23 protein-coding genes are annotated in these 26,049 nt (G+C 66.3%); 14 read left to right on the top strand and 9 right to left on the bottom strand.

Translation table 11 applies throughout. The features are described 5' to 3' along the window. Positions 1-371 precede the first annotated feature (371 nt). The gene (tkt, locus tag LCM32_RS06690) at positions 372-2,387 is read right to left on the bottom strand and encodes a transketolase (RefSeq protein WP_224820276.1); all 2,016 of its coding nucleotides are present in this window, start codon (positions 2,385-2,387) and stop codon (positions 372-374) included. Between the two features lie 367 nt (positions 2,388-2,754). Here tkt and LCM32_RS06685 point away from each other — a divergent pair, with 367 nt between their 5' ends. The 4 genes from LCM32_RS06685 to LCM32_RS06670 all read left to right on the top strand — a co-directional run bounded on the left by LCM32_RS06685 (position 2,755) and on the right by LCM32_RS06670 (position 4,973). Continuing rightward, positions 2,755-3,324, top strand: coding sequence for a hypothetical protein (locus LCM32_RS06685; RefSeq protein ID WP_224820275.1), 570 nt, complete (start codon positions 2,755-2,757; stop codon positions 3,322-3,324). Continuing rightward, positions 3,324-3,743, top strand: coding sequence for a cell division protein ZapA (locus LCM32_RS06680; RefSeq protein WP_224820274.1), 420 nt, complete (start codon positions 3,324-3,326; stop codon positions 3,741-3,743). Before LCM32_RS06685 ends, LCM32_RS06680 begins: the two co-directional genes overlap by 1 nt. Further along, on the top strand, positions 3,743-4,087 hold the full coding sequence (locus LCM32_RS06675; RefSeq protein ID WP_224820273.1) for an MliC family protein: 345 nt from the start codon (positions 3,743-3,745) through the stop codon (positions 4,085-4,087). Before LCM32_RS06680 ends, LCM32_RS06675 begins: the two co-directional genes overlap by 1 nt. Before the next feature lie 391 nt (positions 4,088-4,478). Then, positions 4,479-4,973, top strand: coding sequence for a CHAP domain-containing protein (locus LCM32_RS06670; RefSeq protein ID WP_224820272.1), 495 nt, complete (start codon positions 4,479-4,481; stop codon positions 4,971-4,973). Positions 4,974-5,152: 179 nt separating this feature from the next. On the opposite strand, the gene grxD is transcribed toward LCM32_RS06670, so the two are convergent. The 4 genes from grxD to LCM32_RS06650 form a co-directional block, all read right to left on the bottom strand. Further along, positions 5,153-5,524 (bottom strand): Grx4 family monothiol glutaredoxin, encoded by a 372-nt coding sequence (gene grxD, locus LCM32_RS06665; protein WP_224820271.1) that lies wholly within the window; start codon positions 5,522-5,524, stop codon positions 5,153-5,155. Positions 5,525-5,702: 178 nt separating this feature from the next. Continuing rightward, positions 5,703-5,939: a BolA/IbaG family iron-sulfur metabolism protein gene (locus LCM32_RS06660; protein ID WP_222489418.1), complete on the bottom strand. Its 237-nt coding sequence runs from the start codon at positions 5,937-5,939 to the stop codon at positions 5,703-5,705. A 122-nt stretch (positions 5,940-6,061) separates the two neighbouring features. Beyond that, positions 6,062-8,221, bottom strand: a complete 2,160-nt coding sequence (gene purL / locus LCM32_RS06655) for a phosphoribosylformylglycinamidine synthase subunit PurL (RefSeq protein ID WP_224820270.1) — start codon at positions 8,219-8,221, stop codon at positions 6,062-6,064. Between the two features lie 417 nt (positions 8,222-8,638). Further along, positions 8,639-9,544 (bottom strand): LysR family transcriptional regulator, encoded by a 906-nt coding sequence (locus LCM32_RS06650; RefSeq protein WP_224820269.1) that lies wholly within the window; start codon positions 9,542-9,544, stop codon positions 8,639-8,641. 200 nt (positions 9,545-9,744) lie between these two features. Here LCM32_RS06650 and LCM32_RS06645 point away from each other — a divergent pair, with 200 nt between their 5' ends. From LCM32_RS06645 to LCM32_RS06600, 10 genes are all read left to right on the top strand, one after another. Beyond that, positions 9,745-13,173, top strand: coding sequence for an indolepyruvate ferredoxin oxidoreductase family protein (locus LCM32_RS06645; protein ID WP_224820268.1), 3,429 nt, complete (start codon positions 9,745-9,747; stop codon positions 13,171-13,173). 65 nt (positions 13,174-13,238) lie between these two features. Next, a complete protein-coding gene (locus LCM32_RS06640) occupies positions 13,239-14,144 on the top strand; it encodes a lysophospholipid acyltransferase family protein (protein ID WP_224820267.1) in 906 nt (301 codons plus the stop codon). 7 nt (positions 14,145-14,151) lie between these two features. Continuing rightward, positions 14,152-14,964: a glutamate racemase gene (locus LCM32_RS06635; protein ID WP_224820266.1), complete on the top strand. Its 813-nt coding sequence runs from the start codon at positions 14,152-14,154 to the stop codon at positions 14,962-14,964. Between the two features lie 78 nt (positions 14,965-15,042). Further along, positions 15,043-16,071 (top strand): N-acetyl-gamma-glutamyl-phosphate reductase, encoded by a 1,029-nt coding sequence (gene argC, locus LCM32_RS06630; RefSeq protein WP_224820265.1) that lies wholly within the window; start codon positions 15,043-15,045, stop codon positions 16,069-16,071. 24 nt (positions 16,072-16,095) lie between these two features. Continuing rightward, on the top strand, positions 16,096-16,566 hold the full coding sequence (gene ccmE, locus LCM32_RS06625) for a cytochrome c maturation protein CcmE (RefSeq protein ID WP_224820264.1): 471 nt from the start codon (positions 16,096-16,098) through the stop codon (positions 16,564-16,566). 63 nt (positions 16,567-16,629) lie between these two features. Next, positions 16,630-17,244 (top strand): holin-associated N-acetylmuramidase, encoded by a 615-nt coding sequence (locus tag LCM32_RS06620; RefSeq protein ID WP_224820263.1) that lies wholly within the window; start codon positions 16,630-16,632, stop codon positions 17,242-17,244. After that, complete coding sequence (locus tag LCM32_RS06615) at positions 17,235-17,750, top strand: holin family protein (RefSeq protein ID WP_224820262.1); 516 nt, start codon at positions 17,235-17,237, stop codon at positions 17,748-17,750. The genes LCM32_RS06620 and LCM32_RS06615 overlap by 10 nt, the downstream gene beginning before the upstream one ends. A 208-nt stretch (positions 17,751-17,958) precedes the next feature. Next, a complete protein-coding gene (locus LCM32_RS06610) occupies positions 17,959-19,926 on the top strand; it encodes a heme lyase CcmF/NrfE family subunit (protein ID WP_224820261.1) in 1,968 nt (655 codons plus the stop codon). Further along, the gene (locus LCM32_RS06605; RefSeq protein ID WP_224820260.1) at positions 19,923-20,408 is read left to right on the top strand and encodes a cytochrome c-type biogenesis protein CcmH; all 486 of its coding nucleotides are present in this window, start codon (positions 19,923-19,925) and stop codon (positions 20,406-20,408) included. Before LCM32_RS06610 ends, LCM32_RS06605 begins: the two co-directional genes overlap by 4 nt. Positions 20,409-20,555: 147 nt before the next feature. Then, positions 20,556-21,332, top strand: coding sequence for an enoyl-CoA hydratase-related protein (locus LCM32_RS06600; RefSeq protein WP_224820259.1), 777 nt, complete (start codon positions 20,556-20,558; stop codon positions 21,330-21,332). Between the two features lie 85 nt (positions 21,333-21,417). Here the strand turns inward: LCM32_RS06600 and LCM32_RS06595 are convergent, their stop codons facing one another. The 4 genes from LCM32_RS06595 to gltX all read right to left on the bottom strand — a co-directional run bounded on the left by LCM32_RS06595 (position 21,418) and on the right by gltX (position 25,801). Next, positions 21,418-21,843: a GFA family protein gene (locus LCM32_RS06595; RefSeq protein ID WP_224820258.1), complete on the bottom strand. Its 426-nt coding sequence runs from the start codon at positions 21,841-21,843 to the stop codon at positions 21,418-21,420. 141 nt (positions 21,844-21,984) lie between these two features. Next, the gene (locus LCM32_RS06590) at positions 21,985-22,818 is read right to left on the bottom strand and encodes a calcium-binding protein (RefSeq protein ID WP_224820257.1); all 834 of its coding nucleotides are present in this window, start codon (positions 22,816-22,818) and stop codon (positions 21,985-21,987) included. A gap of 192 nt (positions 22,819-23,010) precedes the next feature. Further along, positions 23,011-24,306, bottom strand: coding sequence for a citrate synthase (locus tag LCM32_RS06585; protein ID WP_224820256.1), 1,296 nt, complete (start codon positions 24,304-24,306; stop codon positions 23,011-23,013). Between the two features lie 82 nt (positions 24,307-24,388). Beyond that, positions 24,389-25,801, bottom strand: a complete 1,413-nt coding sequence (gltX, locus tag LCM32_RS06580) for a glutamate--tRNA ligase (RefSeq protein WP_224820255.1) — start codon at positions 25,799-25,801, stop codon at positions 24,389-24,391. Positions 25,802-26,049: the final 248 nt, after the last annotated feature.

The raw sequence follows: 26,049 nt of genomic DNA, 5'->3' as shown, positions 1-26,049 counted from the left end.
CGACGATTTGTCAGTGTGTTAGCGTTAACCTGCGGTTTGCCGCCGCTGGTTGCGCTAACCCTGTCGCCGGGTTCGCGCTAACAGCAGGCGCCACCTGCACCCGGATTGCCGCAGCGCAGAATCACTGCCGCACGCGGGACAGGGGCGGGGGTCTCCGGAAAATTCGAATTTTCCGGTCCGTTTTCTTCGAAGAAAACGGGCAGGGCGGAGAGGCGGGCGCTTGGCGACGGGCGGGACAGCCAGAGGGGAGGGACCAAGAATTTTCGAAAATTCTTGGGAAAATTCTTCGAAGAATTTTCGGCGCCCGGGGCAGGCGGATATGCGAACGGGCCCGCGTGGGGCCCGTTGCAGATGTCGGAAGGGGGCTACGCTCAGAGCAGGGCCTTGGCCTTCTCTGCCACGTTGGCCGCGGTGATGCCGAACTTCTCGTAGAGCACCTCGGCCGGGGCGGAGGCGCCGAAGCTGTCCATGCCGACGAAGTCGGACTTGGCCTCGCGGCCACGCTCGCCGAGCAGCCAGCGATCCCAGCCCTGGCGCACGCCGGCCTCGACCGCGACGCGCACGGCGCCTGCGGGCAGGACGCGCTTGCGGTAGCTTTCGTCCTGCTGGGCGAAAAGCTCCATGCAGGGCATCGAGACGACGCGGGTGCCGATGCCTTCGGCCTGCAGCATGTCGCGGGCCGCCAGGGCGATCTCCACCTCGGAGCCAGTGGCCAGCAGGATCACCTGCCGCTTGCCCTCTGCCTCGGCGAGGATGTAGCCGCCCTGCGCCACGAGGTTCTTCTGCTTGTGCTCGACCCGCACGGTGGGCAGGTTCTGGCGCGTCAGCGACAGGACCGAGGGCGTGCCCTTCTGGGTCAGGGCGATCTCCCAGGCCTCAGCCGTCTCGACCGTGTCGGCGGGGCGGAACACCAGCGTGTTCGGCGTCGCGCGCAGCATGGCCAGATGCTCGACCGGCTGGTGCGTCGGGCCGTCTTCGCCCAGACCGATGGAATCGTGGGTCATGACGTAGACCACCGGCTGCTGCATCAGCGCCGAGAGACGCATCGAGGGACGCGCGTAGTCGGTGAAGCACATGAAGGTGCCCGAGTAGGGGCGCACCATGCCGTGCAGCGCCATGCCGTTCATCGCGGCGGCCATGCCGTGCTCACGGATGCCCCAGTGAATGAAGCGGCCGCCGCGGTTGTCCACGTCGAAGATGCCAAGGTCGGCGGTCTTGGTGTTGTTCGAGCCGGTGAGGTCGGCAGAGCCGCCGACGGTTTCCGGCAGGATCGGGTTCACCACTTCCAGCACCATCTCGGAGGACTTCCGGGTGGCGACCTTGGGCTTCTCTTCGCTGATCTGCTTCTTCAGCGCCTTGATCGTGGCCGAGAGCTTCTTGGGCGCCTCGCCCTCCAGCTCACGGGTGAAATCGGCCTTCTTGCGGTCGGAGAGCGCGTCGAAACGCTCCTGCCAGGCGAAACGGTCTGCGGCACCACGACGGCCGATCTCTTCCCACTGGGATTTGATGTCTGCCGGGATCTCGAAGGGACCGTAGGACCAGCCGTAGCCTTCCTTGGCGGCGGCCAGCTGGCCCGCGTCGGTCAGCGCGCCGTGGCCCTTGGAGGTGTCCTGTGCCGCATGGCCAAGCGCGATATGCGTCTTGCAGGCGATCATCGAGGGTTGCTTGGATTTCTTGGCGGCGGTGATGGCCGCGTCGATGGCCACGGGATCATGGCCGTCGATTTCCTGCACGTGCCAGCCGGAGGCCTTGAAGCGTGCCACCTGATCGGTGCGGTCCGACAGTTCGACGGTGCCGTCGATGGTGATGTTGTTGTTGTCCCAGAAGACGATCAGCTTCGACAGCTCATGACGCCCGGCGAGCGAGATCGCCTCCTGGCTGACGCCTTCCATCAGGCAGCCGTCGCCGGCGATGACATAGGTGTGGTGATCCACGACCTTCTTGCCGTGACGGGCGCGCAGGATTTCCTCGGCCATGGCGAAGCCGACCGAGTTGGCGATGCCCTGACCCAGCGGGCCGGTGGTGGTTTCGATCCCGTCAGCGAGGAAGTTCTCGGGGTGGCCTGCGGTGCGGGCGCCCAACTGGCGGAAGTTCTTCAGCTCCTCGATCGGGAACTGCTCGTAGCCGGTCAGGTGCAGCAGCGAGTAGATCAGCATCGAGCCGTGACCCGCAGACAGGATGAACCGGTCGCGGTCGGGCCAGTTCGGGGCCGCGGCGTCGAACTTCAGGTGCTTCTCGTAGAGCACGGTGGCGACGTCGGCCATGCCCATCGGCATACCGGAGTGGCCGGAATTGGCAGCAGCCACGGCATCGAGGGTCAGCGCACGGATGGCGGCGGCCTTCATCCAGTGGTCGGGATTGGCAGAGCGGAGTGCAGCGATATCCACGGGCGGCGGTCCTTGATCTGAGGCGTTTTCGCCGCCTCCCATATCAGCCGGGCACGGAATATCAAGCATTCTGGGCTTTTCCGGGCCTGTCTTCCGCAGCGTGCCGGGGCTGCACCTGTTAGCGATAGCGGGCAAGCCGTGGCCGGTCAGGGGGTTGCAGGGCGGAGTTGCTGCGGGCGGGAAACCGCATTCAGATCCCCCTGCAACCCCCGGAGGGGTTTGGGAAACCTCTCTTTCTTGGGTAGAGTTGCCCAAAATCGGCAGGTAATGTCCGATTCGCATCATGCGGTTTCTCCGCCGCGCAGATGCCCCCAGGACGCACCGGCCCCCAGAACGGCTCATAGACAAGTGAGGATCCCCCGAGGCGATGAGTGAGAGCGAAACCCAGATCAAGGAGCTGCAGCGGCGCATCACCGCGGCCATGCTGCGCATCGACCGGGGGCTCGAAACCCTTTCTGCGCCGAGTTCGCTTGAGGCGGAGGTGCTGCGGCTGACCGCGGCCCTCGACGAGGAGCGGCTCGCCAATGCCCAACTGGAAGAACGCGTCCGCGCCATCAAGTCCCGCCAGGATGAGAGCGTGTCGAAGCTGGAGCAATCGGTGAAGGATCAGGCCGAGGCCGCGCGGCGGCTCGACGGCGCGTTGCAGCAGCTTCAGGCCGCGAACGCGCAACTGCGCGAGAACAACGCGGCGCTGCGGGCCGCCAATGCCGAGGGCGTCGGCGATGCCTCGCTCATCAATCGCTCGCTTCAGGCCGAGGTGGAGGCGCTGCGCGCAGCGCGGATCGCTGACCGCGCCGAGGCCGACGCCATCCTTGGCGCGCTTGGTCCGCTCGTGGCCGGTGGCACGCCAGTGCCGCCGCTGGACGGGCAGGAGAGGGCCACCGATGCCACGCCCGGCGATGACGGCTTTCTCGCCGGCCTGACGGAGGACAAGTAATGCCCGAGGTGGAAATCGAGATCGGCGGCCGCACCTTCGAGGTCGCCTGCCAGCCCGGCGAGGAACACTTCCTGCAATCCGCCGCGCGGATGCTGGACAACGAGGCCTCGACCCTGGTCGAACAGATCGGGCGCATCCCCGAGGGTCGGATGCTGCTGATGGCCGGGCTGATGCTGGCAGACCGCACGGCGGGCATGGAGGACAAGCTGCGCGAGGCGGAGGCCGAGATGGCCGAACTGCGCGGGCAGGTCTACGACCTTCAGAACCGTCCCGCCCCGGCGCCGGAGCGGATCGAGGTGCCGGTGGTGCCCCGTGCGGTGAGTGACGCGCTCGCGGACCTTGCAGCGCGCGCGGAATCCATGGCCGATGCGGTGGAAGACCGCGTGGCCACGATGCCGAAAGGCGAAGAGGCCTCGTGATGCGGGCGCCTGCTCTCCTGTCCCTGCTGCTCTGCGCGGCCGGTCCCGCCTGGGCGGGGACGGAGATCATCGAAACCCAGTACCTCTGCGAACGCGACGTGCTGATCCCTGTCGTCTATGTGAACGACGGCGAGGGCGGGGGCCCTGCGATCCTCGTGGCGGAGGGCCAGCAGGTGGTTCTGCCGCGCGCGGTCAGCGGGTCGGGCGCGCGCTACGCCGCGCCGGAGGGCGTCTCGGGCTATACCTGGTGGTCCAAGGGCGACACCGGGATGCTGGGCTGGTTCGACGCGGACGTCGGCGAAGAGGTCACCCTCTTTGCCCATTGTCTCGAATCCAGCAACTGAACGCCGATCCGCCACGGCGGGGTTCCACATCAGCTTCATCCCGCAAGGATGCGTTCCAATTGCGTTTCTTCTTTAGTTTACGCAACGTCATCTGCTTTTTTTGACGGCAGGATGGAACCCGACGGGCGAATTCTTGCCAAGTCGTAAACAGATCACTTCCCATCACGTAAAAATTTCAGGAATGTCACATCGGGCCGAGTCAGGCAGTTCGGCACCACCGCAAGAAGTCAAAACACTCGAATAAAAAACTGTTTGGGGACAGATCAGCGTGACACGCGCACTAACGTCGAAGATCAGCCTGCCACTGTTGTGCGCGGCCTTGATCGCCACTTCCGCTTGCTCCACGAATCCGAATGACTCCTCGCGCAACTTCGCGGGGGACCAGGTCTCGATGCTCGACCCCGAGCGTCAGGAACTGGCCGTCGCCACCGCAGAGGCGCTGCGCGCCCGGGGCGGCCGCGTCTGGTGCGTGCCCTTCGCGCGCAATGCCAGCGGCGTCGAGATCCGCGGTGATGCCCGCACCTGGTGGAACCAGGCCGAAGGCAAGTTCGACACCAGCCACACGCCGCAGATCGGCGCTGTCATGGCCTTCAAGGCAACCCGCGGGATGCCCCTTGGCCATGTCGCAGTGGTGTCTAACGTGGTTTCGGAACGCAAGATCCTGATCGACCACGCCAACTGGCACCGCAACGAGGTGTCGCTGGCCATGGGTGTGATCGACGTGTCCGAGAAAAACGACTGGTCCAAGGTCCGGGTGGAAAGCCAACCCGACACCTATGGCGGCGTCTATCCGATTTCGGGGTTCATCAACCCCGTCACCGCGCAGGAACAAGAGCCCAAGAAACGTGGCTGGCTGCGCGAAGTCGTGTCGACCAAAGGCAGCTGAGCCGGGTCTGGCGACTGGCCAAGGGCAGAGACCTGACCGGCCGAGTTCAACGAGGGACAAGAAAGAGCCCCGCGGTCCGAAAGGATCGCGGGGCTTCGCTTTTGTCGTCTGTCTGGTCGCGGCCTCTCGGCGGCGCGTCTGCTGTGGGGCAGGGCTCCGTCAACAGCCCGGCAGATGGATCAGGCGTTGGCGGCCCGGATCTTCTCTGCCGCGTCTTTGTCGTAGGCGACGCCGCTGGTGTCGAAGAGCGAGTCCAGTTCGCCGGACAGGGTCATCTCGGTGATGATGTCGCAGCCACCCACGAATTCGCCCTTCACGTAGAGCTGCGGGATGGTCGGCCAGTCGGAGAAGTCCTTGATCCCCTGGCGGATGTCGGCGTCGGCGAGGACGTTCACATCCTTGAAATCAACGCCCATGTAGTTGAGCACGCCGGCCACACGGGAAGAGAAGCCGCACTGCGGCATTTCCTTGGTGCCCTTCATGAAGAGCACCACGTCGTTCGCGCCGATGGTCTCGGCAATCACGCTTTGCGCGTCAGTCGTCTCGGTCATGTCTGGTTCCTTGGTTCGTTCTGGCAGGGCCTATGGCTCAGCTCCCGCCGGCGTTCGCTGGCATATGGCTGGCGCACCGGCTCCCCTTGGCGCGTATATTTGCACAAACAGATGCATGTTTCCAGCGCGACGCAAAGCCGCTGCCGGAGCGTGCCAAGTGGCCGGGCGGGGAAGGGGCTTACGCCGGGGCGCGGGTCGTCAGCGCAAGGGCGTGGAGGTCTCCGTTGGAGCCATCCATCTTGCCCTTCAGCGCGGCGTAGACGGCGCGCTGCTGCTGGACGCGGTTTTGCCCGCGGAAGCTCTCGTCGACGACCACGGCGGCGAAATGCTGACCGTCGTCGCCCTGCACCTCGATCTGGGCCTGCGGGAAGCTCTCGCGCAAAAGGGCCTCGATTTCATGGGCTTGGATGGGCATGGCTGTCTCCGTTCCTAGGCTTGGTCAAATGTAAATCCTTGCAGCCTGCACGACAAGAGGCAGCGGCCCGCCCCGGAAGGGGACGGGCCGCGAAAAAGTCGGATGCAAAGCTGCGGAAAAGGTCAGTCGAAGGCGGCGCCGAAGGCCCCGCGATAGAGCGCGGCCAGTTCCTCCAGCGGGGCAGATGCGCCGCCGAGGGTCACGTCGCTGCCGCCGAACTTGCCGACGGTCTTGAGCGGCACGCCCGTCTGACCGGCGGCCACCATCAGCGCCTCTGCGGCGTCGAAGTTGCAGGCGATGAGGTAGCGCGCCTGATCCTCGCCGAAGAGCTGCGCCATGTCGGTCTCGTCGATCGTGACGCCGGTGCCGGCGGCCTCGGCCATCTCGAAGGCGGCAAGCGCAAGCCCGCCGTCGGAGAGGTCGGTGCAGGCCTTGATCCATGCGCGGTTCTCGCGGATGAAATCGCCGTTGCGGCGCTCGGCCTCGAGGTCCACGGCGGGGGCATCGCCCTCGGCACGGTTGAAGACTTCCGCCAGCAGGGCCGACTGGCCGAGGTGGCCCGCCGTCTCGCCCACGAGGATGGCCACGTGGCCGTCGCGCGCGGTGCCGGTGATCGCGTCGTCGGCCTTTTCGATCAGGCCCACGGCGCAGATCGTCGGCGTCGGCAGGATCGCGGAGCCGTCGGTCTCGTTGTAGAGCGAGACGTTGCCCGAGACGATCGGCGTGTTCAGCGCGGCCACGGCCTCGCCGATGCCTTTGATGGCGCCGACGAACTGGCCCATGATCTCGGGCTTCTCGGGGTTGCCGAAGTTCAGGTTGTCGGTGGTCGCGAGGGGCAGGGCGCCCACGGCGGTCAGGTTGCGGTAGGCTTCCGCCACCGCCTGCTTGCCGCCCTCGACCGGGTTCGCCTTGACGTAGCGCGGGGTCACGTCCGAGGTGAAGGCGAGCGCCTTCTCGGTGCCGTGCACGCGGATGATCCCGGCGCCGAGGCCCGGGGTGCGCATGCTGTCGGCCATGACCATCGTGTCATACTGCTCATAGACCCACTGCTTCGCCGCGTAGTTGGGCGAGCTGACAAGCGCCTTGAGCCCGTCGATGGGATCGACGGCGGGCAATTCGGCCAGCGGTTCGGCCGCGGGGGTCTCGACCCAGGGGCGGTCGTATTCCGGCGCCGAAGAAGACAGTTTCGACAGCGGCAGGTCGGCCTTGGTCTCGTTGCCGTGCAGGATGAGGAAGCGGTCCTCGGCGATGGTCTCGCCGACGATGGCGAAGTCGAGGTCCCATTTGACGAAGACGGCCTTGGCCTCGGCCTCCTTTTCGGGGCGCAGCACCATGAGCATCCGCTCCTGGCTTTCCGAGAGCATCATCTCGTAGGCGGTCATGGCCTGTTCGCGGCAGGGGACGGCATCGAGGTTCAGCTTGATGCCAAGCTGGCCCTTGTCGCCCATCTCCACGGCGGAGCAGGTGAGGCCCGCAGCGCCCATGTCCTGGATCGAGATCACGGCGCCGGTCTGCATCAGCTCCAGCGTGGCCTCCATCAGGCGCTTCTCGGTGAAGGGATCGCCGACCTGAACGGTGGGGCGCTTCTCTTCGATGGTCTCGTCGAATTCGGCCGAGGCCATGGTCGCGCCACCGACACCGTCACGGCCGGTCTTCGCGCCGAGGTAGACCACGGGCATCCCCACGCCAGAGGCGGCGGAGTAGAAGATCTTGTCCGCGTCCGCGAGGCCCGCGGCAAAGGCGTTCACCAGGCAGTTGCCGTTGTAGGCCGGGTCGAAGCGCACTTCGCCGCCCACGGTCGGGACGCCGAAGCAGTTGCCGTAGCCGCCGATGCCCTCGACCACGCCGTGCACCAGCTGGCGCGTTTTGTGGTGGTCGATCGCACCGAAGGAGAGCGAGTTCATCGCGGCGACCGGACGGGCCCCCATGGTAAAGACGTCCCGCAGGATGCCGCCCACGCCGGTGGCCGCGCCCTGGTAGGGCTCGATGTAGGAGGGGTGGTTGTGGCTTTCCATCTTGAAGACCACGGCCTGTCCGTCACCGATGTCCACGACACCCGCGTTCTCGCCGGGTCCGCAGATGACCTGCGGGCCCTCGGTGGGCAGGGTGCGGAGCCACTTCTTGGACGACTTGTAGGAGCAGTGCTCGTTCCACATCGCCGAGAAGATGCCGAGTTCGGTGAAGGTCGGTTCGCGTCCGATGATCTCGAGAATACGGTCGTATTCCTCGGGCTTGAGGCCGTGGCTGGCGATCAGTTCGGGCGTGATGGCCGGTTCTTGCATGGAGATCCCCCGGGGAAAAGCTGGTGGGGCCTCCTTTACGACAGCTTCGCCTGCGGGGGAAGGGGCGGACCGGCATCCCGTCACTTCGGCGTCACATCTATTTCACGCGAGCGTGCGCGGTTAGCGTGATTCTCGTGAAGTGCAAGAGGGAAATACCCGCCGCGGTGCAGCAGGCCAAAAAAAAGGCCGAGCTCTAAGCTCGGCCAAGTCCAACAGGGAGGTATGAAGATGATGCGCTGTTAAGCGGCCATCACCGTCGAGGGCTGAAATAAGCGTCGAAAATGAATCGCACAAGGGATTCTTTGCCGCACTGCACACATGGCCGCTATGCGCCTGCCGCAATTCATCGTTGGATACAGGAATTTTCCCCGAAAAGATTGCCTCGGGTTGCGTGCCTGTTTTTTGTGCGGGCTGGCCCTATTCGGGCGCGCGTTCCTTGATCCGGCGGCGGTGCGCGATCACTTCGTCCTGCACGAACTCGCGGAAAGCCGAGATTCGCTTCGAGTGACGCAGTTCCTCCGGGAAGGCGAGGAAGACCGGAACCTCGTTCGATTCGATGTCCGGCAGCACGCGCTCCAGCTCGGGGAAGTCGTCGGTCAGGTAATCGGGCAGAACCCCGATGCCGAGGTCCGCGATCACCGCCTGCAGCACGCCGAAGTAGTTGTTCACCGTCAGCAGCGAGGGGATCTCGTAGGTCATCAGGTGCTGCACGAGGCTGGCGCCCGCCGCGACCTGCGCCGAGTTCGGGTTCTGGCAGATCAGGCGGTGGGTGGCGACTTCCTCGATCTCCTGCGGGCGGCCGTGGGCGTCGAGGTAGGCGGGGCTGGCGTAGAGCCGCATCCGCACCGACATCAGCCGCTTGCGGATCAGGTCCGCCTGGCTCGGCTCCTTCATGCGGATCGCCACGTCGGCCTCGCGCATGGGCAGGTCGAGTACGCGTTCCTCGAGCATGAGGTCGATCTTGAGGTTGGGGAATTTCTCGTAGAGCTTCGGCAGGCGCGGGGCGAGCCAGAGCGAGCCGAAGCCCGTCGTCGTCGTCACCTTCAACTCGCCGAAGACTTCTTCCTCGCTGTCGCGAATCCGGGCCGTCGCGGTGTCGAGTCGCTTGGACATGGCACGCGCGGCATCGAACAGAAGCTCGCCCTGTTCGGTCAGGATCAGCCCGCGCGCGTGGCGGTGGAAGAGGGTGGTGTTCAGGCTTTCCTCGAGCGCCCGGATCTGTCGCGAGACAGCCGATTGAGACAGGTGGAGAACATCCCCCGCATGTGTCAGGCTGCCCGCATCCGCGACCGCGTAGAAAATCCTAAGTTTGTCCCAGTCCATACCGTCTCTTTCGCCCGAACCCCCGATACACGGAGGCCGTCTCACCGGGCCTCGCGCGCGTGTAGCCCGATACATAATTTTCGGGCGCTTGGTAGTCCTTTAACATGGTCACGGACAGGGGGCAGGGAAAAAATCGGTTTGTGGGTCAGGTATTATTACCTAGTATTGATATATAACTAGGCAGAGGAGGTAACGCGACGATGACCCTACAGGATGTCTCGCTCAAGGACCGCTTCGACCTCACCAAATCGCCCGTTCTGCTGAACGGGACGCAGGCGCTGGTCCGGTTGATGCTCATGCAGAAGGAACGGGACCGGGCCGCCGGGTTGAACACCGCAGGCTATGTCACCGGATACCGCGGCTCGCCCCTTGGCGCCGTGGACATGCAGATGAACCGCGCGGCCAAGCTGCTGGCCGAGGCGGACGTGAAATTCCAGGAGGGCCTCAACGAGGATCTGGCCGCGACCGCGCTCTGGGGCGCACAGCAGGCCGAGCTTCGCGGCGAGGGCAAATTCGACGGGGTCTATGGCCTCTGGTACGGCAAGGGCCCGGGGGTGGACCGCTCCGGCGACGTGATGCGCCATGCCAACATGGCGGGCACGTCGCCCCATGGCGGCGTGATCATGGCCATGGGCGATGACCACACCGGCGAAAGCTCCACCGTGCTGCACCAGTCGGAATGGGCGATGGTCGATGCCTACATGCCCGTGGTCAGCCCCGCGGGCGTGCAGGAAATCCTCGACATGGGGGCCTATGCCTATGCGCTCAGCCGCTTTGCCGGCGTCTGGGTCGGGCTGAAATGCGTGAAGGACACGGTCGAGGCCACCGCCGTGGTCGACGGCGATCCGCACCGGATGTCCTTCGTCACGCCTGACTTCCAGATGCCCGAGGGCGGGCTGAACATCCGGCTGGGCGACAGCCCGCAGGAGCAGGAAGCGCGGATGCTCGACTACAAGCGCTACGCGGCCGAGGCGTTTTCCCGCGCCAACGGTATCGACAAGCGCATGTGGGGCAAGCCGGGGGCCAAGATCGGCCTCGTCTCGGCGGGCAAGAACTGGCTCGACGTGGTCCATGCGCTCTCGCTCCTCGGTATCGACGAGGCGGAGGCCGAGCGGCTGGGGATCACCACCTACAAGGTGGGGCAGGTCTGGCCGCTGGACATGCAGGGCTTCCACGACTGGGCCGAGGGGCTCGACCTGATCATCGTGGTGGAAGAGAAGCGCAAGCTGATCGAGGTGCAGATCAAGGAGGCGATCTTTGACGACCGGCGCGGGCGTCGGGTCTGGGGCGCCTTCAAGGGTGGCGGCGTGGGCACCACTCACGGCGAGGTCCTCTTCCCCGCCAAGATGGCCCTCGACCCGGTGATGATCGCCGAGAAGCTGGGCAACATCCTCATCGACGAAGGCCGCGACAGCGAGGCCCTGCGCGCGGCGCTCGACAGTCTCGCCGAGGTGCGCCGCAACGACAATGTCGAGGATCTGGCCGCCCGGCTGCCCTATTTCTGTGCGGGCTGTCCGCACAATACCTCGACCAAGGTGCCAGACGGCAGCCGCGCCTACGCCGGCATCGGCTGTCACTACATGGTGCAGTGGATGGACCGCCAGACGACCGGCTTCACCCACATGGGGGCCGAGGGCGCGAACTGGATCGGCGAGGCGCCGTTCTCCACCACCAAGCACGTGTTCCAGAACCTCGGGGACGGGACCTACAACCACTCCGGCATTCAGGCGATCCGGGCCGCCGTCGCGGCGGGCACGACGATGACCTACAAGATCCTCTACAACGACGCCGTCGCCATGACCGGCGGTCAGCCCAATGACGGCGGCATGGACAGCTATCGCCTCGCGCGGGAGCTGGAGGCGATGGGGATCAAGAACCTCGCCCTCGTCTACGACGCGAAGGAAAAGATCGAACTCGACGGCTATCCCAAGGTCTTCAAGCGGGCCGAGCGCGCGCATCTGCAAAGCGTGCAGGAAGAGTTCGCAAAGGCCGAGGGCGTCTCGGCCATTCTCTATATCCAGACCTGCGCGGCCGAGAAGCGCCGCCGCCGGAAGAAGGGCAAGTTCCCTGATCCCGATCAGAGGGTCTTCATCAACACGGACGTCTGCGAGGGCTGCGGCGATTGCGGCGTGCAGTCGAACTGCGTCGCCATCGTGCCGGAAGAGACGGAGCTGGGCCGCAAGCGGGCGATCGACCAGTCGGCCTGCAACAAGGACTTCTCCTGCCTCAAGGGCTTCTGCCCCTCCTTCGTGACCCTGAAGGGCGCCACGCCCAAGAAGGCCGAAGCCTCGGCCGAGCTGGACCTGCCGCATCTGCCGATGCCCGAGCTGCCCGCGATCAAGGGCACCCATAACATCGTGCTGACCGGCGTGGGCGGGACCGGCGTCGTGACGCTGGGGGCCGTTCTGGCGCAGGCGGCACAGCTCGACGGCAAGGGCGCGGGCATGATGGAGATGGCGGGCCTCGCCCAGAAGGGCGGGGCGGTCCATATCCACCTGCGGCTGGCCGAAAAGCCCGAGGACATAAGCGCGATCCGCGTCGCCACCGGCGAGGCCCACGCGCTGATCGGCGGGGACCTCGTCGTTTCGGCGGGCTCCAAGACGCTGGGGCTGACCCAGACCGGCAAGACCGGCGCGGTGGTCAACAGCCATGAGATCGTGACCGGCGACTTCACCCGCGACACCGAGTTCCGCCTGCCGAGCGAACAGCTGGCCCTGACGCTGGAGGCGCGGCTGCGCGAGGGGCTCGCGCTCTTCGACGCGACCGAGCTGGCGCGTGCCGTCATGGGGGATTCGATCTACTCCAACATGATGATCATGGGCGGGGCGTGGCAGCGCGGGCTGATCCCGATCACCCTCGAGGCCGTCATGCGCGCGATCGAGATGAACGGCGCGGCGGTGGAGCGTAACAAGCGCGCCTTCGACGTGGGTCGCTGGGCCGTGCTGCATCTGGAAGAGGCCCGCCGGCTGGCCAAACCGGCCGAGGTGATCCCGCTGCCCAAGACGCTGGACGAGAAGATCGCCTTCCGCGAGACCCATCTGATTGCCTATCAGGGCAAGAAGCTCGCGAAGAAATACCGCAGGCTGGTCGACAGCGTCGAGGATCCGCGCCTGCGCGAGGCGGTGGCGAAGGGCTATCACAAGCTCTTGTCCTACAAGGACGAATACGAGGTCGCGCGGATGCATCTCGACACCCGCGCCAAGGCGAAAGAGCAGTTCGAGGGCGACTTCGAGATGACCTTCCACCTTGCGCCGCCGATCATGGAGAAGGAGGGCGACGATGGCCGCCCGCTGAAGCGGACCTTCTCGGAGAAGACCATGATGCGGCTCTTCCCGCTCTTGGCGAAGATGAAGGGCCTGCGCGGCACGCCGCTCGATCCCTTCGGGCGCACGGCAGAGCGCAAGATGGAGCGCGCCCTGATCGCCCAGTACGAGAAGGACATGGCCGAGGTGCTGCCCCACGTGGGCGATGCCACCCTCGACATCGCCGTGGCCCTGGCCGAACTGCCGCTGCAGATCCGTGGCTATGGCCCGGTGAAACTGGCCAATGAACAGAAGGCCGCCAAGCAGCGCGAGGCCCTGCTGGCGAGCTTCCGTTCCGGTGGCGGCATGGCGCGCGCGGCCGAGTAACGGGCCACGTTCACACTGGATTGAAATCTCCTGCGGCATTATCTGTGCCGCAGGGGAGCAACCAGATGACGACCGACCACCGCCAGATCGCCAGGGACATCAGCTATTCCGGTTCCGCCGCCTCGCGCGGGGGCAGGGCGCTGATCAAGGTGATCGAGAACATCACCGGCCGCCCGTCGCTGATCCGCCGGGCCGAGGGCTATGACACCGAGGTCGCGGCGGGCCGCGATTTCTGGTCCGTCATGGTGGAGCGCTATGGCCTCTCGCTGCATGTCAGCGGCGGCGCGCTGGAGAATATCCCGGCGCAGGGCCCGCTGATCGTGATCGCGAACCACCCCTACGGCGTGCTCGACGGGCTGATGATGGGCCATATCCTGCACCGGACGCGGGGGGATTTCCGCATCCTTGCCAACCGCGTCTTCCAGAAGGCGCGCGATCTGGACGAGGTGCTGCTGCCGATCTCCTTCGACGAGACGAAGGAGGGCGTGGCCCAGAACCTCGAAACCCGCCGCCGGACGCTGGCCTACCTCGCCGCGGGCGGCTGCGTTGGCATCTTTCCGGGCGGCACCGTGTCGACCGCGCTCAAGCCCTTCGGCCAGCCGATGGACCCGGGCTGGCGCGGCTTCACGGCCCGGATGATCGCCCGCTCCGGCGCGACGGTGGTGCCGGTCTTCTTTGCCGGTCACACCTCGCGGCTCTTCCAACTGGCGAGCCACGTGCACGCTAACCTGCGCCTCGGCCTGCTGCTGAAGGAGTTCCGTGCCCGCGTCGACAGCCCCGTCGAAGTGGTCATCGGCGCCCCGATCCCGCCGGAGGAAATTGCTGCAAGGGCGAAGGACACCAAAGCAATGATGGATTTCCTGCGCAAAGCGACGTATGAGCTTTCCCCGAAGCCGTTGAAAAGTTACGAATACGGGTTCGAATTCGAGGAACGGCACCGCGCGGCGCGGGACCGGAAAACACAGGACTGACAAAGGGATGGCGGTTGGCATCTTCGATAGCGGCCTTGGTGGGCTGACCGTTCTGGATGCAGCGTCGCGGCAATTGCCCGACGTGCCCTTCGTCTATTACGGCGACAACGCGAACGCGCCCTACGGCGTACGCGACGCCGATGACATCTACGAGCTGACGACCCGGGGCTGCGCGCGTCTCTTCGAGGCGGGCTGCGATCTGGTGATTCTGGCCTGCAACACGGCCTCTGCCGCGGCCCTGCGCCGGATGCAGGAAGGCTGGGTGCCCACCGACAAGCGGGTGCTGGGTGTCTTCGTGCCGCTGATCGAGGCGCTGACCGAACGCCAGTGGGGCGACAACTCGCCCCCGCGGGAGGTGGCGGTGGAACATGTGGCGCTCTTCGCCACCCCCGCGACGGTCGCCAGCCGGGCCTTCCAGCGCGAGCTAGCCTTCCGCGCCATCGGCGTCGACGTCGAGGCGCAGGCCTGCGGCGGTCTCGTGGATGCGATCGAGGAGGGCGACCTGATCCTTGCCGAAGTCCTCGTGCGCGGCCATGTGGATGCGCTGCGGCGCAAGATGCCCCGGCCGCAGGCCGCGATCCTCGGCTGCACCCATTACCCGCTGATGCTGGACATCTTCCAGGAAGCGCTCGGTCCCGACGTGACCGTCTATTCGCAGGCCCAGCTGGTGGCCGCCTCGCTGGAGGATTACCTCAAGCGGCATCCCGCCATGGTCGGCCCGGGGGAGGAGAGCCTCTTCCTGACCACCGGCGACACGCGCAAGGTCTCGAACAACGCGACGCAGTTCCTGCGACGACAAATCACGTTCCTGCCAGCCTGACCCGTCCCCGTGGACGTCCCCCAAGACTTATTCTAAATTCTGAATGCCCGATGAGGGCTATCGAGAGGGCCTGACCCAATGGCAAAGCAAATCGCAATCCTCGGCGCATCCGGGTACACCGGGGCGGAACTCGTCCGCCTGATCGCCTCGCATCCGGACATGGAAATCGCGGCCCTCGCGGCCGAGCGCAAGGCCGGCATGTCGATGGCCGAGGTGTTCCCCTTCCTGCGCCACATGCACCTGCCCGACCTCGTGAAGATCGAGGAGATCGACTTCTCCAAGATCGACCTCGCCTTCTGCGCCCTGCCGCATAAGACCTCGCAGGCGGTGATCCGGGAATTGCCCAAGGATCTCAAGATCGTGGACCTCTCGGCCGACTTCCGGCTGCGGGACCCCGAGGAATACGAGAAGTGGTACGGCAACCCCCATATCGCGCTCGAACAGCAGGCCGAGGCCGTCTATGGCCTGACCGAATTCTACCGGGACGAGATCGCCAAGGCGCGCCTCGTGGCGGGCACGGGCTGCAACGCGGCCACCGGCCAGTTCACCCTGCGCCCGCTGATCAGCGCCGGGATCATCGCGCTGGATGACATCATCCTCGACATGAAATGCGCCGTCTCCGGCGCGGGCCGCTCGCTGAAGGAGAACATCCTCCACGCCGAGTTGAGCGAGGGCTACAACGCCTATTCCGTCGGTGGCAAGCACCGGCACCTTGGCGAGTTCGATCAGGAGTTCTCGAAACTCGCGGGCGAACCGGTGAAGGTGCAGTTCACGCCCCACCTGATCCCCGCCAACCGCGGCATCCTGTGCACGGCCTACGTCAAGGGCGCGCCGCAGGCTGTCTTTGATGCACTTCAAGGCGCCTATGCGGATGAGCCGTTTATCGAAGTGCTGCCCTTCGGCGAAACGCCCTCCAGCCATGACGTGCGCGGCTCCAACTTCGTGCATATCGGCGTGACGGCGGACCGGATCGAGGGGCGGGCGATCATCGTCACCGTGCTCGACAACCTGTGCAAGGGGTCGTCCGGTCAGGCGATCCAGAACGCCAACCTGATGCTGGGTCTGGACGAGACCGCGGGCCTGATGCTCGCGCCGCTCTTCCCGTAAGGCCGCACTGCAAGAGAGGGTCCGATGAAGGGGCTGAAGAAGAAACGTCGCATCCAGATCATCGCGCTCGCGGTGGTGGCCCTCGTGATCTCCACGGGGCTGATCGGCTACGCGATGCGCGACGGGATCAACTTCTTCCGCTCCCCCTCGCAGGTGGTGGAAGCGCCGCCCTCCGCCTCCGAGACCTTTCGCCTCGGCGGGCTGGTGGAGGAGGGCAGCCTGCAGCGCGGTCAGGGTGACGTGATCCGCTTCTCTGTCACCGATGGTGGGGCGACGGTGCAGGTGGTCTACAACGGCCTGCTGCCCGATCTCTTTGACGAGGGACAGGGCATGATCGGCACCGGCCGCTGGGTGAACGGCGTCTTCCAAGCGACCGAAATCCTTGCCAAACACGACGAAAGCTACATGCCGAAAGAGGTCATCGACGCGCTGAAGGAACAGGGCGTCTACGAGGACCCGAACAAGCCGTCGACCAAAGGGGCGAGCGGTAGCTGAGCGATCCGTTAACCCTGCAAACGCAAGCTGACCCCCGTGTACATCGCACGGGGGTTTTCTTTTATGGCAAGGGATGTGCGGCAACTGGCCGAGGAGATCGTGGCCCGCGAAGGCGGCTACGTCGATGACCCGGACGATCCGGGCGGGGCGACCAACCACGGGGTGACGATCCACACGCTGCGGCGGCTGGGGCGGGACCTGACCGGCGATGGCCGGGTGGATCGCGCCGACGTGCGGGCGCTGAGCCGGGCGCAGGCGGTCGAGATTTTCCTGACGGATTACTTCGAGGCGCCGGGGCTGGGACAGCTGCCCGAGGTGCTCTGGCCGACGGTCTTCGACATGTATGTCAACGCGGGCGCGCAGGCGGTGATGATCCTGCAGCGGCTGCTCTGCCAGATGGGCTGGCCCGTGGCGGTGGACGGGGTGATCGGCCCGCAGACAGTTGCGGCGGCGCAGGCGGCAGCCGGGGCCGCGCCCGAGCATATCGCCGACGCCTACGGCATCGCGCGGCGAAACTACTACTTCCAGATTGCCGACCGGCGGCCTGCCAGCCGCAAGTACGCCCGCACCCGCACGGGCGGCAAGGGTGGCTGGATTCGCCGGGCCGAGGAATTCATCAGCCCGGCCTATCATCTGAGCGACAGGGACTTTCGGGCGCGGGTGGCGGCATGGGGATGATCGACCGCCTGCTGGGGCTGCCGCTGGGGCGCGGGGCCAATGTCCTGCGCGAGACGATCGAGGTCTTTCGCGAGAACACCGAGGCGGGCGCCCTGCGCGACCACGAGGGCCGGGCCGCGGCGCTGGAGCAATTCGCCGCCGAGTTCACCCCGCGCCGCACTGTGTTCGACAGCGTCATCGACGGGCTGAACCGCCTGCCACGCCCGTTGCTGGCGCTTGGCACCATCGGGCTTTTCGTCTCGGCGATGGTGAGCCCTGCGTGGTTCGCCACGCGGATGGCGGCGCTTGCCGTGGTGCCCGAGGCGCTCTGGTGGCTGATGGGGGCGGTGATCTCCTTCTACTTCGGGGCGCGCCACCAGTGGCAGGGGCAGGCCTTCCAGCGCGACCTTGCCGCCTCGGCCCTGCGGCTGGGGCTTCAGGCGCGCGCACCGGCAGAGGAGGGCCCTGCCGGGCAGGAGACGGCGCCGAACCCCGCGCTGGAGGCGTGGCGGCACGAGCGCGGATAGGGGAGGTGGGCGCAGGCGCGAGAGCGGGGAAGGGATCGTGACCGCTGCCGCTCGCAAGCGCCAAAGAGCGAAGCCGGGTCGGAGGAACTGACCCGGTGAGACCGGACCAGAGGCGCCCATCCCCAACCCCGCCAGCCGCGACAATGTGAACGACCTCCCGCGCGGAAAGCGTTTTACCGCCGCGCCCCGCTGGCCCTATAAGCGGGGCATGTTTACGGAACTCGGTCACTTCGCCCTCGTGCTGGCCTTCGCGGTCGCGCTGTTTCAATCCTTCGTGCCGCTGATCGGCGCGGCGCGGCGCGTGCCCGGCTGGATGTCCGCCGCGGAACCGGCGGCAAATGCCCAGTTCCTGCTGATCGCCTTCAGTTTCGCGGCGCTCACCTATGCCTTCGTCACCTCGGACTTCTCGCTGCTGCTGGTGGTGAACAACTCCCACTCGCTCAAGCCGATGCTCTACAAGGTGACCGGCGTCTGGGGGAATCACGAGGGCTCGATGCTGCTCTGGGTGCTGATCGTGGCGCTCTTCGGGGCGGCGGTCTCGTGGTTCGGATCGAACCTGCCGCCGACGCTCAAGGCCCGCGTGCTGGCGGTGCAGGGGATGATCGGCGCGGCCTTTCTCGCCTTCCTGCTCTTCACCTCGAACCCCTTCCTGCGCCTCGCGGTTCCGCCCTTCGACGGGCACGACCTGAACCCGCTGCTGCAGGACCCGGGCCTGGCCTTCCACCCGCCGTTCCTCTACCTCGGCTACGTGGGCCTCTCGATGTCCTTCTCCTTCGCCGTGGCGGCGCTGATCGAGGGGCGGGTGGATGCCGCATGGGGCCGCTGGGTGCGGCCCTGGACGCTGGCTGCGTGGATCTTCCTGACCATCGGCATCGCGCTCGGCTCCTGGTGGGCCTATTACGAGCTTGGCTGGGGCGGCTTCTGGTTCTGGGACCCGGTCGAAAACGCTTCCTTCATGCCCTGGCTCATCGCGGCGGCCCTGCTGCATTCCGCCATCGTGGTGGAAAAACGCGAAAGCCTGAAAAGCTGGACCGTGCTGCTGGCGATCATCGCCTTCGGCTTCTCGCTGATCGGGGCGTTCATCACCCGCTCTGGCGTGATCACCTCGGTCCATGCCTTCGCCAATGATCCCGAACGCGGCGTCTTCCTGCTGCTGATCCTCGCGGTGTTCATGGGCGGGGCGCTGACACTCTTCGCCTTCCGGGCGGATGTGCTCTCCTCCCGCGGGGTCTTCAGCCTTGTCAGCCGGGAAAGCGGCCTCGTCTTCAACAACATCCTGCTGGGCGTGGCGGCCTTCGTGGTCTTCGTGGGCACGATCTGGCCGCTGGTGGCGGAACTGGCCTTCGGGCGCAAGCTCTCCGTGGGGGAGCCGTTCTTCAACATGGCCTTCACGCCCTTCATGATCGCCATCGGGGTGATCCTGCCCTTCGGCGCGCTGCTGCCGTGGAAGCGCGGCAAGCTGGGCCGCGTGGCGCGGATGCTGGTGCCCGCCATGGTGCTGGCCGTGGCCGTGGGCGCGCTGACCTGGGCGATGCAGAGCGAGCGCAGCGCGCTTGGCCCCATCGGCCTCATGCTGGGATCGTGGCTTGTCGCGGGCAGCCTGATAGACATCTGGTCGCGCACCGGCCGGGGCGGGGGCCGTCTGGGCCGCCTGCGTCGGCTGCCGCGCGCCGACTGGGGCAAGGCCGTGGCCCACGCAGGGCTCGGCGTCACCATGATGGGCATCGCCGGCATGCTGGCCTGGCAGCTCGAGGACATCCGCGTGGTGCAGGAGGGCGACACCTTCGAGGTTGGCGCCTATGCCCTGACGCTGGAAGGCGTGGAGCGGGTGCAGGGGCCGAACTACGTCTCGACCATGGGCCACATCCGGATCGAGAAGAACGGCCGCACCGTCGGCATGCTCGACCCCGAGAAACGCTTCTACCCCGTGGCGCGGATGCCCACGACCGAGGCCGGGATCGACAACGGCTTCTTCCGCGACATCTACGTCGCAATCGGCGATCCGCAGGCGGGCGGAGGCTGGGCCATGCGCTCCTACGTGAAGCCGCTGGCGAACTGGATCTGGCTCGGCGCGCTGCTCATGGCCTTCGGGGGCGCGCTCAGCCTCTCCGACCGGCGCTACCGCGTGGCGGCGGGCGCCCGCAAGGCCGCGCCGCAGGGGGTGCCCGCGGAATGAAACGGCTGCTTGCAACCCTGACGCTCTGCCTCTCGCTTGGCCTGTCCGTGGGCCTGTCTCTCGCGACGCCCGCCCGTGCGGTCCAGCCGGACGAGATGCTGTCCGACCCGGCGCAGGAGGCGCGCGCGCGCGAGGTCTCCAAGGACCTGCGCTGCCTCGTCTGCCGGAACGAGAACATCGACGACAGCAACGCCGACCTCGCCCGCGACCTGCGCCTTCTGGTGCGCGAACGGATCGTCGCCGGGGACAGCAACGAGGAGGTGAAGGACTTCCTCGTTGCGCGCTACGGCGAATACGTGCTGTTGAACCCGCGCACGGGCGGGGCCAACTGGCTGCTCTGGGGCGCGGGGCCGCTGATGCTGATCGCGGGCCTTGGGATCGCGGGCGTCTTTCTGCGCCGCCGTTCCACCGCCGCCGCCACCGCCGAGGCCGGCCTCTCCGCCGAGGAAGAGGCGCGTCTCAAGGAACTCCTCAAGGACTGATCCGCGCGGGCAAGTGACGCCCCGTTCCGGCGCGGGCCCCCTTGGCCCGGGCGGCGGAATGCGCTTGGATGCGGCGCAGCCCGCCCGCCAGAGACAGGCACACAGAGACAGGCACACAGGGTCAGGGCGCTCAGAGGGAGGACATCAATGGATTACGAGACGATCACGCTGACCGTGACGGACGGGGTCGCCGTGGTGCGGCTGAACCGGCCCGAGGTGATGAACGCGCTCAACACGCGGATGCGGGCCGAGATCACCCATGCCTTCGGCGCGGCGGAGACACAGGCCCGCGTGGTGGTTCTGACGGCCTCGGGCCGGGCCTTCTGTTCCGGTCAGGACCTGACCGACAAGGGCGATATCGCGAACCCGGATCTGGAGCGCACCCTGCGCGACGAATACGCCCCCATGCTGCGGGCGATCGCCAATTGCGCCGTGCCCACCATCGCCGCGGTGAACGGGGCCGCCGCCGGGGCGGGGGCGAACCTTGCGCTTTGCGCCGACGTGGTGATCGCGACCGAGAGCGCCTATTTCATGCAGGCCTTCACCCGGATCGGCCTGATCCCCGACGCGGGCGGCACCTACTGGATGCCGCGCTCCATGGGCGGGCCCAAGGCCATGGGCGCCGCGCTCTTCGCCGAGAAGATCAGCGCGAAACAGGCCGACGCCTGGGGCATGATCTGGGAATGCGTCGCCGATGACGCCTTCGAGGCCCAGTGGCAGGCGCGCGCCGCCCATCTGGCGCAGGGGCCGACGCTGGCCTATGGCTTCGTGAAACAGGCAATCCGCGAGAACTGGAGCCATGACCTCGAGGCGCAGATCGCGCTGGAGGGCAAGCTGCAGGGCACCGCGGGCAAGAGCCGCGACTTCAAGGAGGGCGTCGTGGCCTTCCTCGAAAAACGCCCCGCCAAGTTTGAGGGCCGCTGAGGCCCGCACCGTGTTGTCATCACGGGCCCGAAGGGGCCTCGAAACGCCTCCGCCCTTGGGCCGGGGGCGTTTGTCGTTCCGGGGCTCAGGCGGAGGGCTCGAACCGCAGGATGCCGGCCACCCGCGGCCCGCCCGCGCCGTCCGAGGGGTGCGAAATGCCGTCCATCACCGGCACCTCGGGGAAGTCGAAGGGGCTGACCCCTTCGAGCACCGCAACGTTGATCCCGTATTGCTGCGGGTTCGAACGGCGCTGGTGGTGGGTGTAGATCCCGCAGGTCTTGCAGAAGTAGTGCTTCGCCGTGCCGGTGTTGAACTGGTAGAGCGCGAGGTTTTCCTCGCCCGCGATGAAGGTGATGTCGTCCAGCCGGGCCGAGACGGCGATGGCCCCGCGCATCCTGCAGTAGGAACAGGTGCAGCGCCGGGCGCTGTCGAAACCGCTCTCAAGCCGGACCCGGAACTGAACGGTGCCGCAGTGGCAGGCAGCCGCATGCTGGTTCGTGTCGTCGCTCATGGGGCCTCCGCGCGTTCTCCCTGCGGGCGAGGGTAGGGCGGGGCGCGGCGGGGCGCAACTGGTCGCACGGCAGGGGCTGAGGCGGAACGGAAAACGCCCCCGGCGGGGCCGGGGGCGTCGATCCGGTGCAGGGCGCTCGCGTCAGGCCGCGCGCTGCGAGGTCGAGAAGATGCCGAGGCTGAAGTCCTCGCCCGCGTTCTGCACGATCAGCACCTCGGCGCCGTCGGCATAGACATGGGCGTGGCCGTCCTCGTCCAGATCGAAGGTGAGCGTGGGCTCCGTCGACCCGGCGGCGTAGGAGAACTCGTAGATGTCCTGGTTCTCCGGGTCGTGGTCGGTCACCACCACCGGTGCGCCCCCCTCCAGCCAGTCGCCCAGAACGATCAGGTCCTCGCCGTCGCCCGAGGCAATGCTGTCGCCATTGCCCGCCACGATCAGGTCCTCGCCGTCGCCACCGGACACGATGTCGCCTTCCTCGACCACGCCGGTCTTCCCGTCGGGCGAGAGCGCCTGAACGATGTCCCGGTCGATCTCTTCCAGCTCTTCGTAGGTGGTCGGCTGGTCACGGCCGAGGATCTCGACGAGGGCCTCGTCATCGACGAATTCGGCCGAATAGATGAGGTCGTCGCCATCGCCACCGATCAGGGAATCGACGCCCGCACCGCCGATGAGGATGTCATCGCCGTCAGCGCCACGCAGCGTGTCGTCGCCCTTGTTGCCGATCAGCAGGTCGTCGCCGTCGCCACCGTTCAGGAGGTCGTCGCCATCGAGGCCGGCCAGCAGATCCTGCCCGTCCTCGGCCAGCATCCGGTCGGCGCCGTCGGTGCCGAGGATCTGGTCATCCTCGTCGGTTCCGTCGAAGCGGGTCAGGCCGTTTTCGTTCTCTTCGGGGGTGTCCGTATCGGAGTCATCGCTCCCGTCGGCCCAGAAAATAAGGCCAATACCAAGTAATCCCAACAGCGCAAAAGCCATCATGGCGGCGCTCCTTCCTTAAATTCAGTCCTATATCAATACTTTGTGATGGGTTTTTCGCCTAGCTGCCAATTTGTATCTGCCCGGAAACAATGGGGCGCTGTTGTTTCTGTCGCGCAAACAAAAAGCGCCCCGCGAGGGGGCGCTTTCCGATCATTTGAAGGGGTTGTCCGTTTCGGGCAGCCGCCGGGCCGCTCAGCGGTTCTCGACGTCCACGTAGGGGCGTTCGGAGGCACCGGTGTAGAGCTGACGGGGACGGCCGATTTTCATCTGCGGATCCTCGATCATTTCTTTCCACTGCGAAATCCAGCCGACGGTGCGCGACAGCGCGAAGATCGGGGTGAACATCGCGGTCGGGAAGCCCATCGCCTCGAGGATGATGCCCGAGTAGAAGTCGACGTTCGGGAACAGCTTCTTGGAGACGAAGTAATCGTCGTCCAGCGCCTGACGCTCGAGTTCCTTGGCGACCTGAAGGGTCGGGTTGTTCTCGACGCCGAGCAGTTCCAGAACCTCGTCCGCCGATTCCTTCATGACCTTCGCCCGCGGGTCGAAGTTCTTGTAGACGCGGTGACCGAAGCCCATCAGGCGGAACGGATCGTTCTTGTCCTTGGCGCGGGCGATGTACTCGGGGATCTTGTCGACGGTCCCGATCTCGCGCAGCATTTCGAGGCAGGCCTGGTTGGCGCCGCCGTGGGCCGGGCCCCAGAGGCAGGCGATGCCCGCTGCGATACAGGCGAAGGGGTTCGCGCCCGAGGAGGAGGCCAGACGCACGGTCGAGGTCGAGGCGTTCTGCTCGTGGTCGGCGTGCAGGGTGAAGATCCGGTCCATCGCGCGGCTCAGGATCGGGTCGACCTGGTATTCCTCGGCCGGCACGGCGAAGCACATGCGCAGGAAGTTCGACGCATAGTCGAGGTCGTTGCGCGGGTACACGAAGGGCTGGCCGATGGTGTACTTGTAGGCCATGGCCGCGATGGTCGGCATCTTGGCGATCATGCGGATCGAGGCGACTTCACGCTGCCAGGGGTCCGAGATGTCCGTCGAGTCGTGGTAGAAGGCCGACATGGCGCCGACAACGCCGGTCATGATGGCCATCGGGTGCGCGTCGCGGCGGAAGCCGGTGAAGAACCGGTGCATCTGCTCGTGCACCATGGTGTGGCGCGTGACGCGGGTTTCGAAGTCTTCCAGTTCGGCTGCGGAGGGCAGGGCGCCGTAGAGCAGCAGGTAGCAGACTTCGAGGTAGTGCGATTTGCCGGCCAGATCGCCGATCGGGTAACCGCGGTGCAGAAGGATGCCTTCTTCGCCGTCGATGTAGGTGATCGAGCTGTCGCAGGACGCGGTGGAGGTGAAGCCGGGGTCGTAGGTGAAGACGTTGGCCTGGCCGTACAGTTTACGGATGTCGATGACATCCGGCCCTTCCGTAGGCGACAGCACTGGCAGTTCGTAGGTTTTCCCGTCGAGCGTCAGCGTTGCCGTTTTGTTCGTATCTGTCATGTACTTCCCTTCCTCTAATCCCGCATGCCCCGGGGAAAAAAGGGGCATGACCCGCAATAATGGCCGCTACCTTGCGACAGGGTTAATCCTGTCCTCCCATCGCGGCGTCGTTCAGCCGGGCGAGGGTTTCCTCCTGCCCGAGAACCGTCATCATATCGAACACGCTGGGGGTAGCGGCCCGGCCCGCGAGGGCGGCGCGCATGGGTCCGGCCATCTTGCCGAACTTGATGTCATGCGCAGCGGCGAAGTCGTTCGCAGCTGCCTCCAGTGCGTCCCGCGTCCAGCTAGCACTTTGCAGGTGCGGCGTCAATTCCGACAGGAGTGTCCGGGCCTCTGCATCCAGTTGTTTTGCGGCCTTTTCTTCCGGTTCGATCGGCCTAGTTGACAGTGCAAAGTATGCCTTTTCAAGGAGTTCCGGGTAGGTCTTTGCCCGTTCTTTCAGAACCGGCATGGCGGCCCCGAGACGCTCCAGATGGACCCCTTCCGGGGCCGGTTGACCGGTCGCGGCGAGGAATTCCAGCACCTCTTGCAGCAGCGCAGCATCGTCCGTCGCTGCAATGTGATGACCGCAGAGATTTTCCAGTTTCTTGAAATCGAAGCGGGCGGCGGATTTGCCGATCCCGTCGAAGTCGAACCACGCCTGCGCCTGCGAGTCGGTGAAGAACTCGTCGTCGCCGTGGCTCCAGCCGAGACGGGCGAGGTAGTTCCGCATCCCCGAGGCCGGGTAGCCGATCTGCTGGTACTCCTCGACGCCGAGCGCGCCATGCCGTTTCGACAGCTTCTTGCCGTCGGGCCCGTGGATCAGCGGGATATGCGCATAGGTCGGAAGGTCCCAGCCCATGGCGGTGTAGATCATCATCTGCCGGGCGGCGTTGTTCAGGTGGTCGTCGCCCCGGATCACATGGGTGACGCCCATGTCGTAGTCGTCCACCACCACGGCCAGCATGTAGACCGGTGTGCTGTCCGAACGCAGCAGCACCATGTCGTCGAGCTGGTCGTTGCGGATCGTCACGTCGCCCTGCACCTTGTCGGCGATCACCGTGGCCCCGTCACGCGGCGCCTTCAGGCGCACCACGTAGGGCGCGTCCGGGTAGGTCGCGGGATCGGTGTCCCGCCACGGGCTGCGGTAGAGCGTGGACCGGCCCTCGGCCTTGGCCTGATCGCGGAAGGCCTGAATCTCCTCCTGCGTGGCAAAGCACTTGTAGGCGTGACCGGCCTCCAGCATCTGCAGCGCCACCTCGCGGTGGCGGTCGGCGCGTTCGAACTGGCTCACGGCCTCGCCGTCATAGTCGAGGCCCAGCCACTCGAGACCCTTGAGGATCGCGGCGGTCGCCTCGGGGGTCGAACGTTCGCGGTCGGTGTCCTCGATGCGCAGCAGGAAGGTGCCGCCGTGGCCCCGGGCATAGAGCCAGTTGAAGAGCGCCGTCCGGGCACCGCCGATGTGCAGGTAACCGGTGGGCGAGGGGGCGAAGCGGGTCACGACGGGTGCGGACATCGGGGCGAATTAACCTCTCGGTAACCAACGGGGTCTAGCTTTCGGGGCCTGTCTATCGGCGCGGCGGAGGGGTGACAAGTGCCCGGGACGCGAGGCGGGAATCGCAGGCTGTCAGGGGCGCGCTCGTTGCGGGGCGCGAGGGCCCCGATGACCGCAGGCCAAGGGGATGGACAGATGGCACCGGGGGACTGGACGGAGGGTTCCCCCGGGGCGGGGCCGGCGCAGCAGAGAGCGGCTCTGCGGTGGCT

The sequence above is a fragment of the Pseudooceanicola nanhaiensis genome (assembly GCF_020171315.1).
Taxonomy (GTDB): domain Bacteria; phylum Pseudomonadota; class Alphaproteobacteria; order Rhodobacterales; family Rhodobacteraceae; genus Pseudooceanicola; species Pseudooceanicola nanhaiensis_A.
The sequence above is the reverse complement of the archived record's forward strand: the minus strand, read 5'-3'. Positions and strand labels throughout refer to the sequence as shown.

Coding starts and splice junctions, on each gene's coding strand:
- grxD (WP_224820271.1), bottom strand. CDS start 5,524: ATGACCGAGACGACTGACGCGCAAAGCGTGATTGCCGAGACCATCGGC.
- LCM32_RS06640 (WP_224820267.1), top strand. CDS start 13,239: ATGACGACCGACCACCGCCAGATCGCCAGGGACATCAGCTATTCCGGT.
- LCM32_RS06675 (WP_224820273.1), top strand. CDS start 3,743: ATGCGGGCGCCTGCTCTCCTGTCCCTGCTGCTCTGCGCGGCCGGTCCC.
- LCM32_RS06585 (WP_224820256.1), bottom strand. CDS start 24,306: ATGACAGATACGAACAAAACGGCAACGCTGACGCTCGACGGGAAAACC.
- purL (WP_224820270.1), bottom strand. CDS start 8,221: ATGCAAGAACCGGCCATCACGCCCGAACTGATCGCCAGCCACGGCCTC.
- LCM32_RS06635 (WP_224820266.1), top strand. CDS start 14,152: ATGGCGGTTGGCATCTTCGATAGCGGCCTTGGTGGGCTGACCGTTCTG.
- LCM32_RS06595 (WP_224820258.1), bottom strand. CDS start 21,843: ATGAGCGACGACACGAACCAGCATGCGGCTGCCTGCCACTGCGGCACC.
- ccmE (WP_224820264.1), top strand. CDS start 16,096: ATGAAGGGGCTGAAGAAGAAACGTCGCATCCAGATCATCGCGCTCGCG.
- LCM32_RS06685 (WP_224820275.1), top strand. CDS start 2,755: ATGAGTGAGAGCGAAACCCAGATCAAGGAGCTGCAGCGGCGCATCACC.
- argC (WP_224820265.1), top strand. CDS start 15,043: ATGGCAAAGCAAATCGCAATCCTCGGCGCATCCGGGTACACCGGGGCG.
- LCM32_RS06605 (WP_224820260.1), top strand. CDS start 19,923: ATGAAACGGCTGCTTGCAACCCTGACGCTCTGCCTCTCGCTTGGCCTG.
- LCM32_RS06610 (WP_224820261.1), top strand. CDS start 17,959: ATGTTTACGGAACTCGGTCACTTCGCCCTCGTGCTGGCCTTCGCGGTC.
- LCM32_RS06650 (WP_224820269.1), bottom strand. CDS start 9,544: ATGGACTGGGACAAACTTAGGATTTTCTACGCGGTCGCGGATGCGGGC.
- LCM32_RS06615 (WP_224820262.1), top strand. CDS start 17,235: ATGGGGATGATCGACCGCCTGCTGGGGCTGCCGCTGGGGCGCGGGGCC.
- gltX (WP_224820255.1), bottom strand. CDS start 25,801: ATGTCCGCACCCGTCGTGACCCGCTTCGCCCCCTCGCCCACCGGTTAC.
- LCM32_RS06620 (WP_224820263.1), top strand. CDS start 16,630: ATGGCAAGGGATGTGCGGCAACTGGCCGAGGAGATCGTGGCCCGCGAA.
- LCM32_RS06660 (WP_222489418.1), bottom strand. CDS start 5,939: ATGCCCATCCAAGCCCATGAAATCGAGGCCCTTTTGCGCGAGAGCTTC.
- LCM32_RS06680 (WP_224820274.1), top strand. CDS start 3,324: ATGCCCGAGGTGGAAATCGAGATCGGCGGCCGCACCTTCGAGGTCGCC.
- LCM32_RS06670 (WP_224820272.1), top strand. CDS start 4,479: ATGCTCGACCCCGAGCGTCAGGAACTGGCCGTCGCCACCGCAGAGGCG.
- LCM32_RS06645 (WP_224820268.1), top strand. CDS start 9,745: ATGACCCTACAGGATGTCTCGCTCAAGGACCGCTTCGACCTCACCAAA.
- LCM32_RS06600 (WP_224820259.1), top strand. CDS start 20,556: ATGGATTACGAGACGATCACGCTGACCGTGACGGACGGGGTCGCCGTG.
- LCM32_RS06590 (WP_224820257.1), bottom strand. CDS start 22,818: ATGATGGCTTTTGCGCTGTTGGGATTACTTGGTATTGGCCTTATTTTC.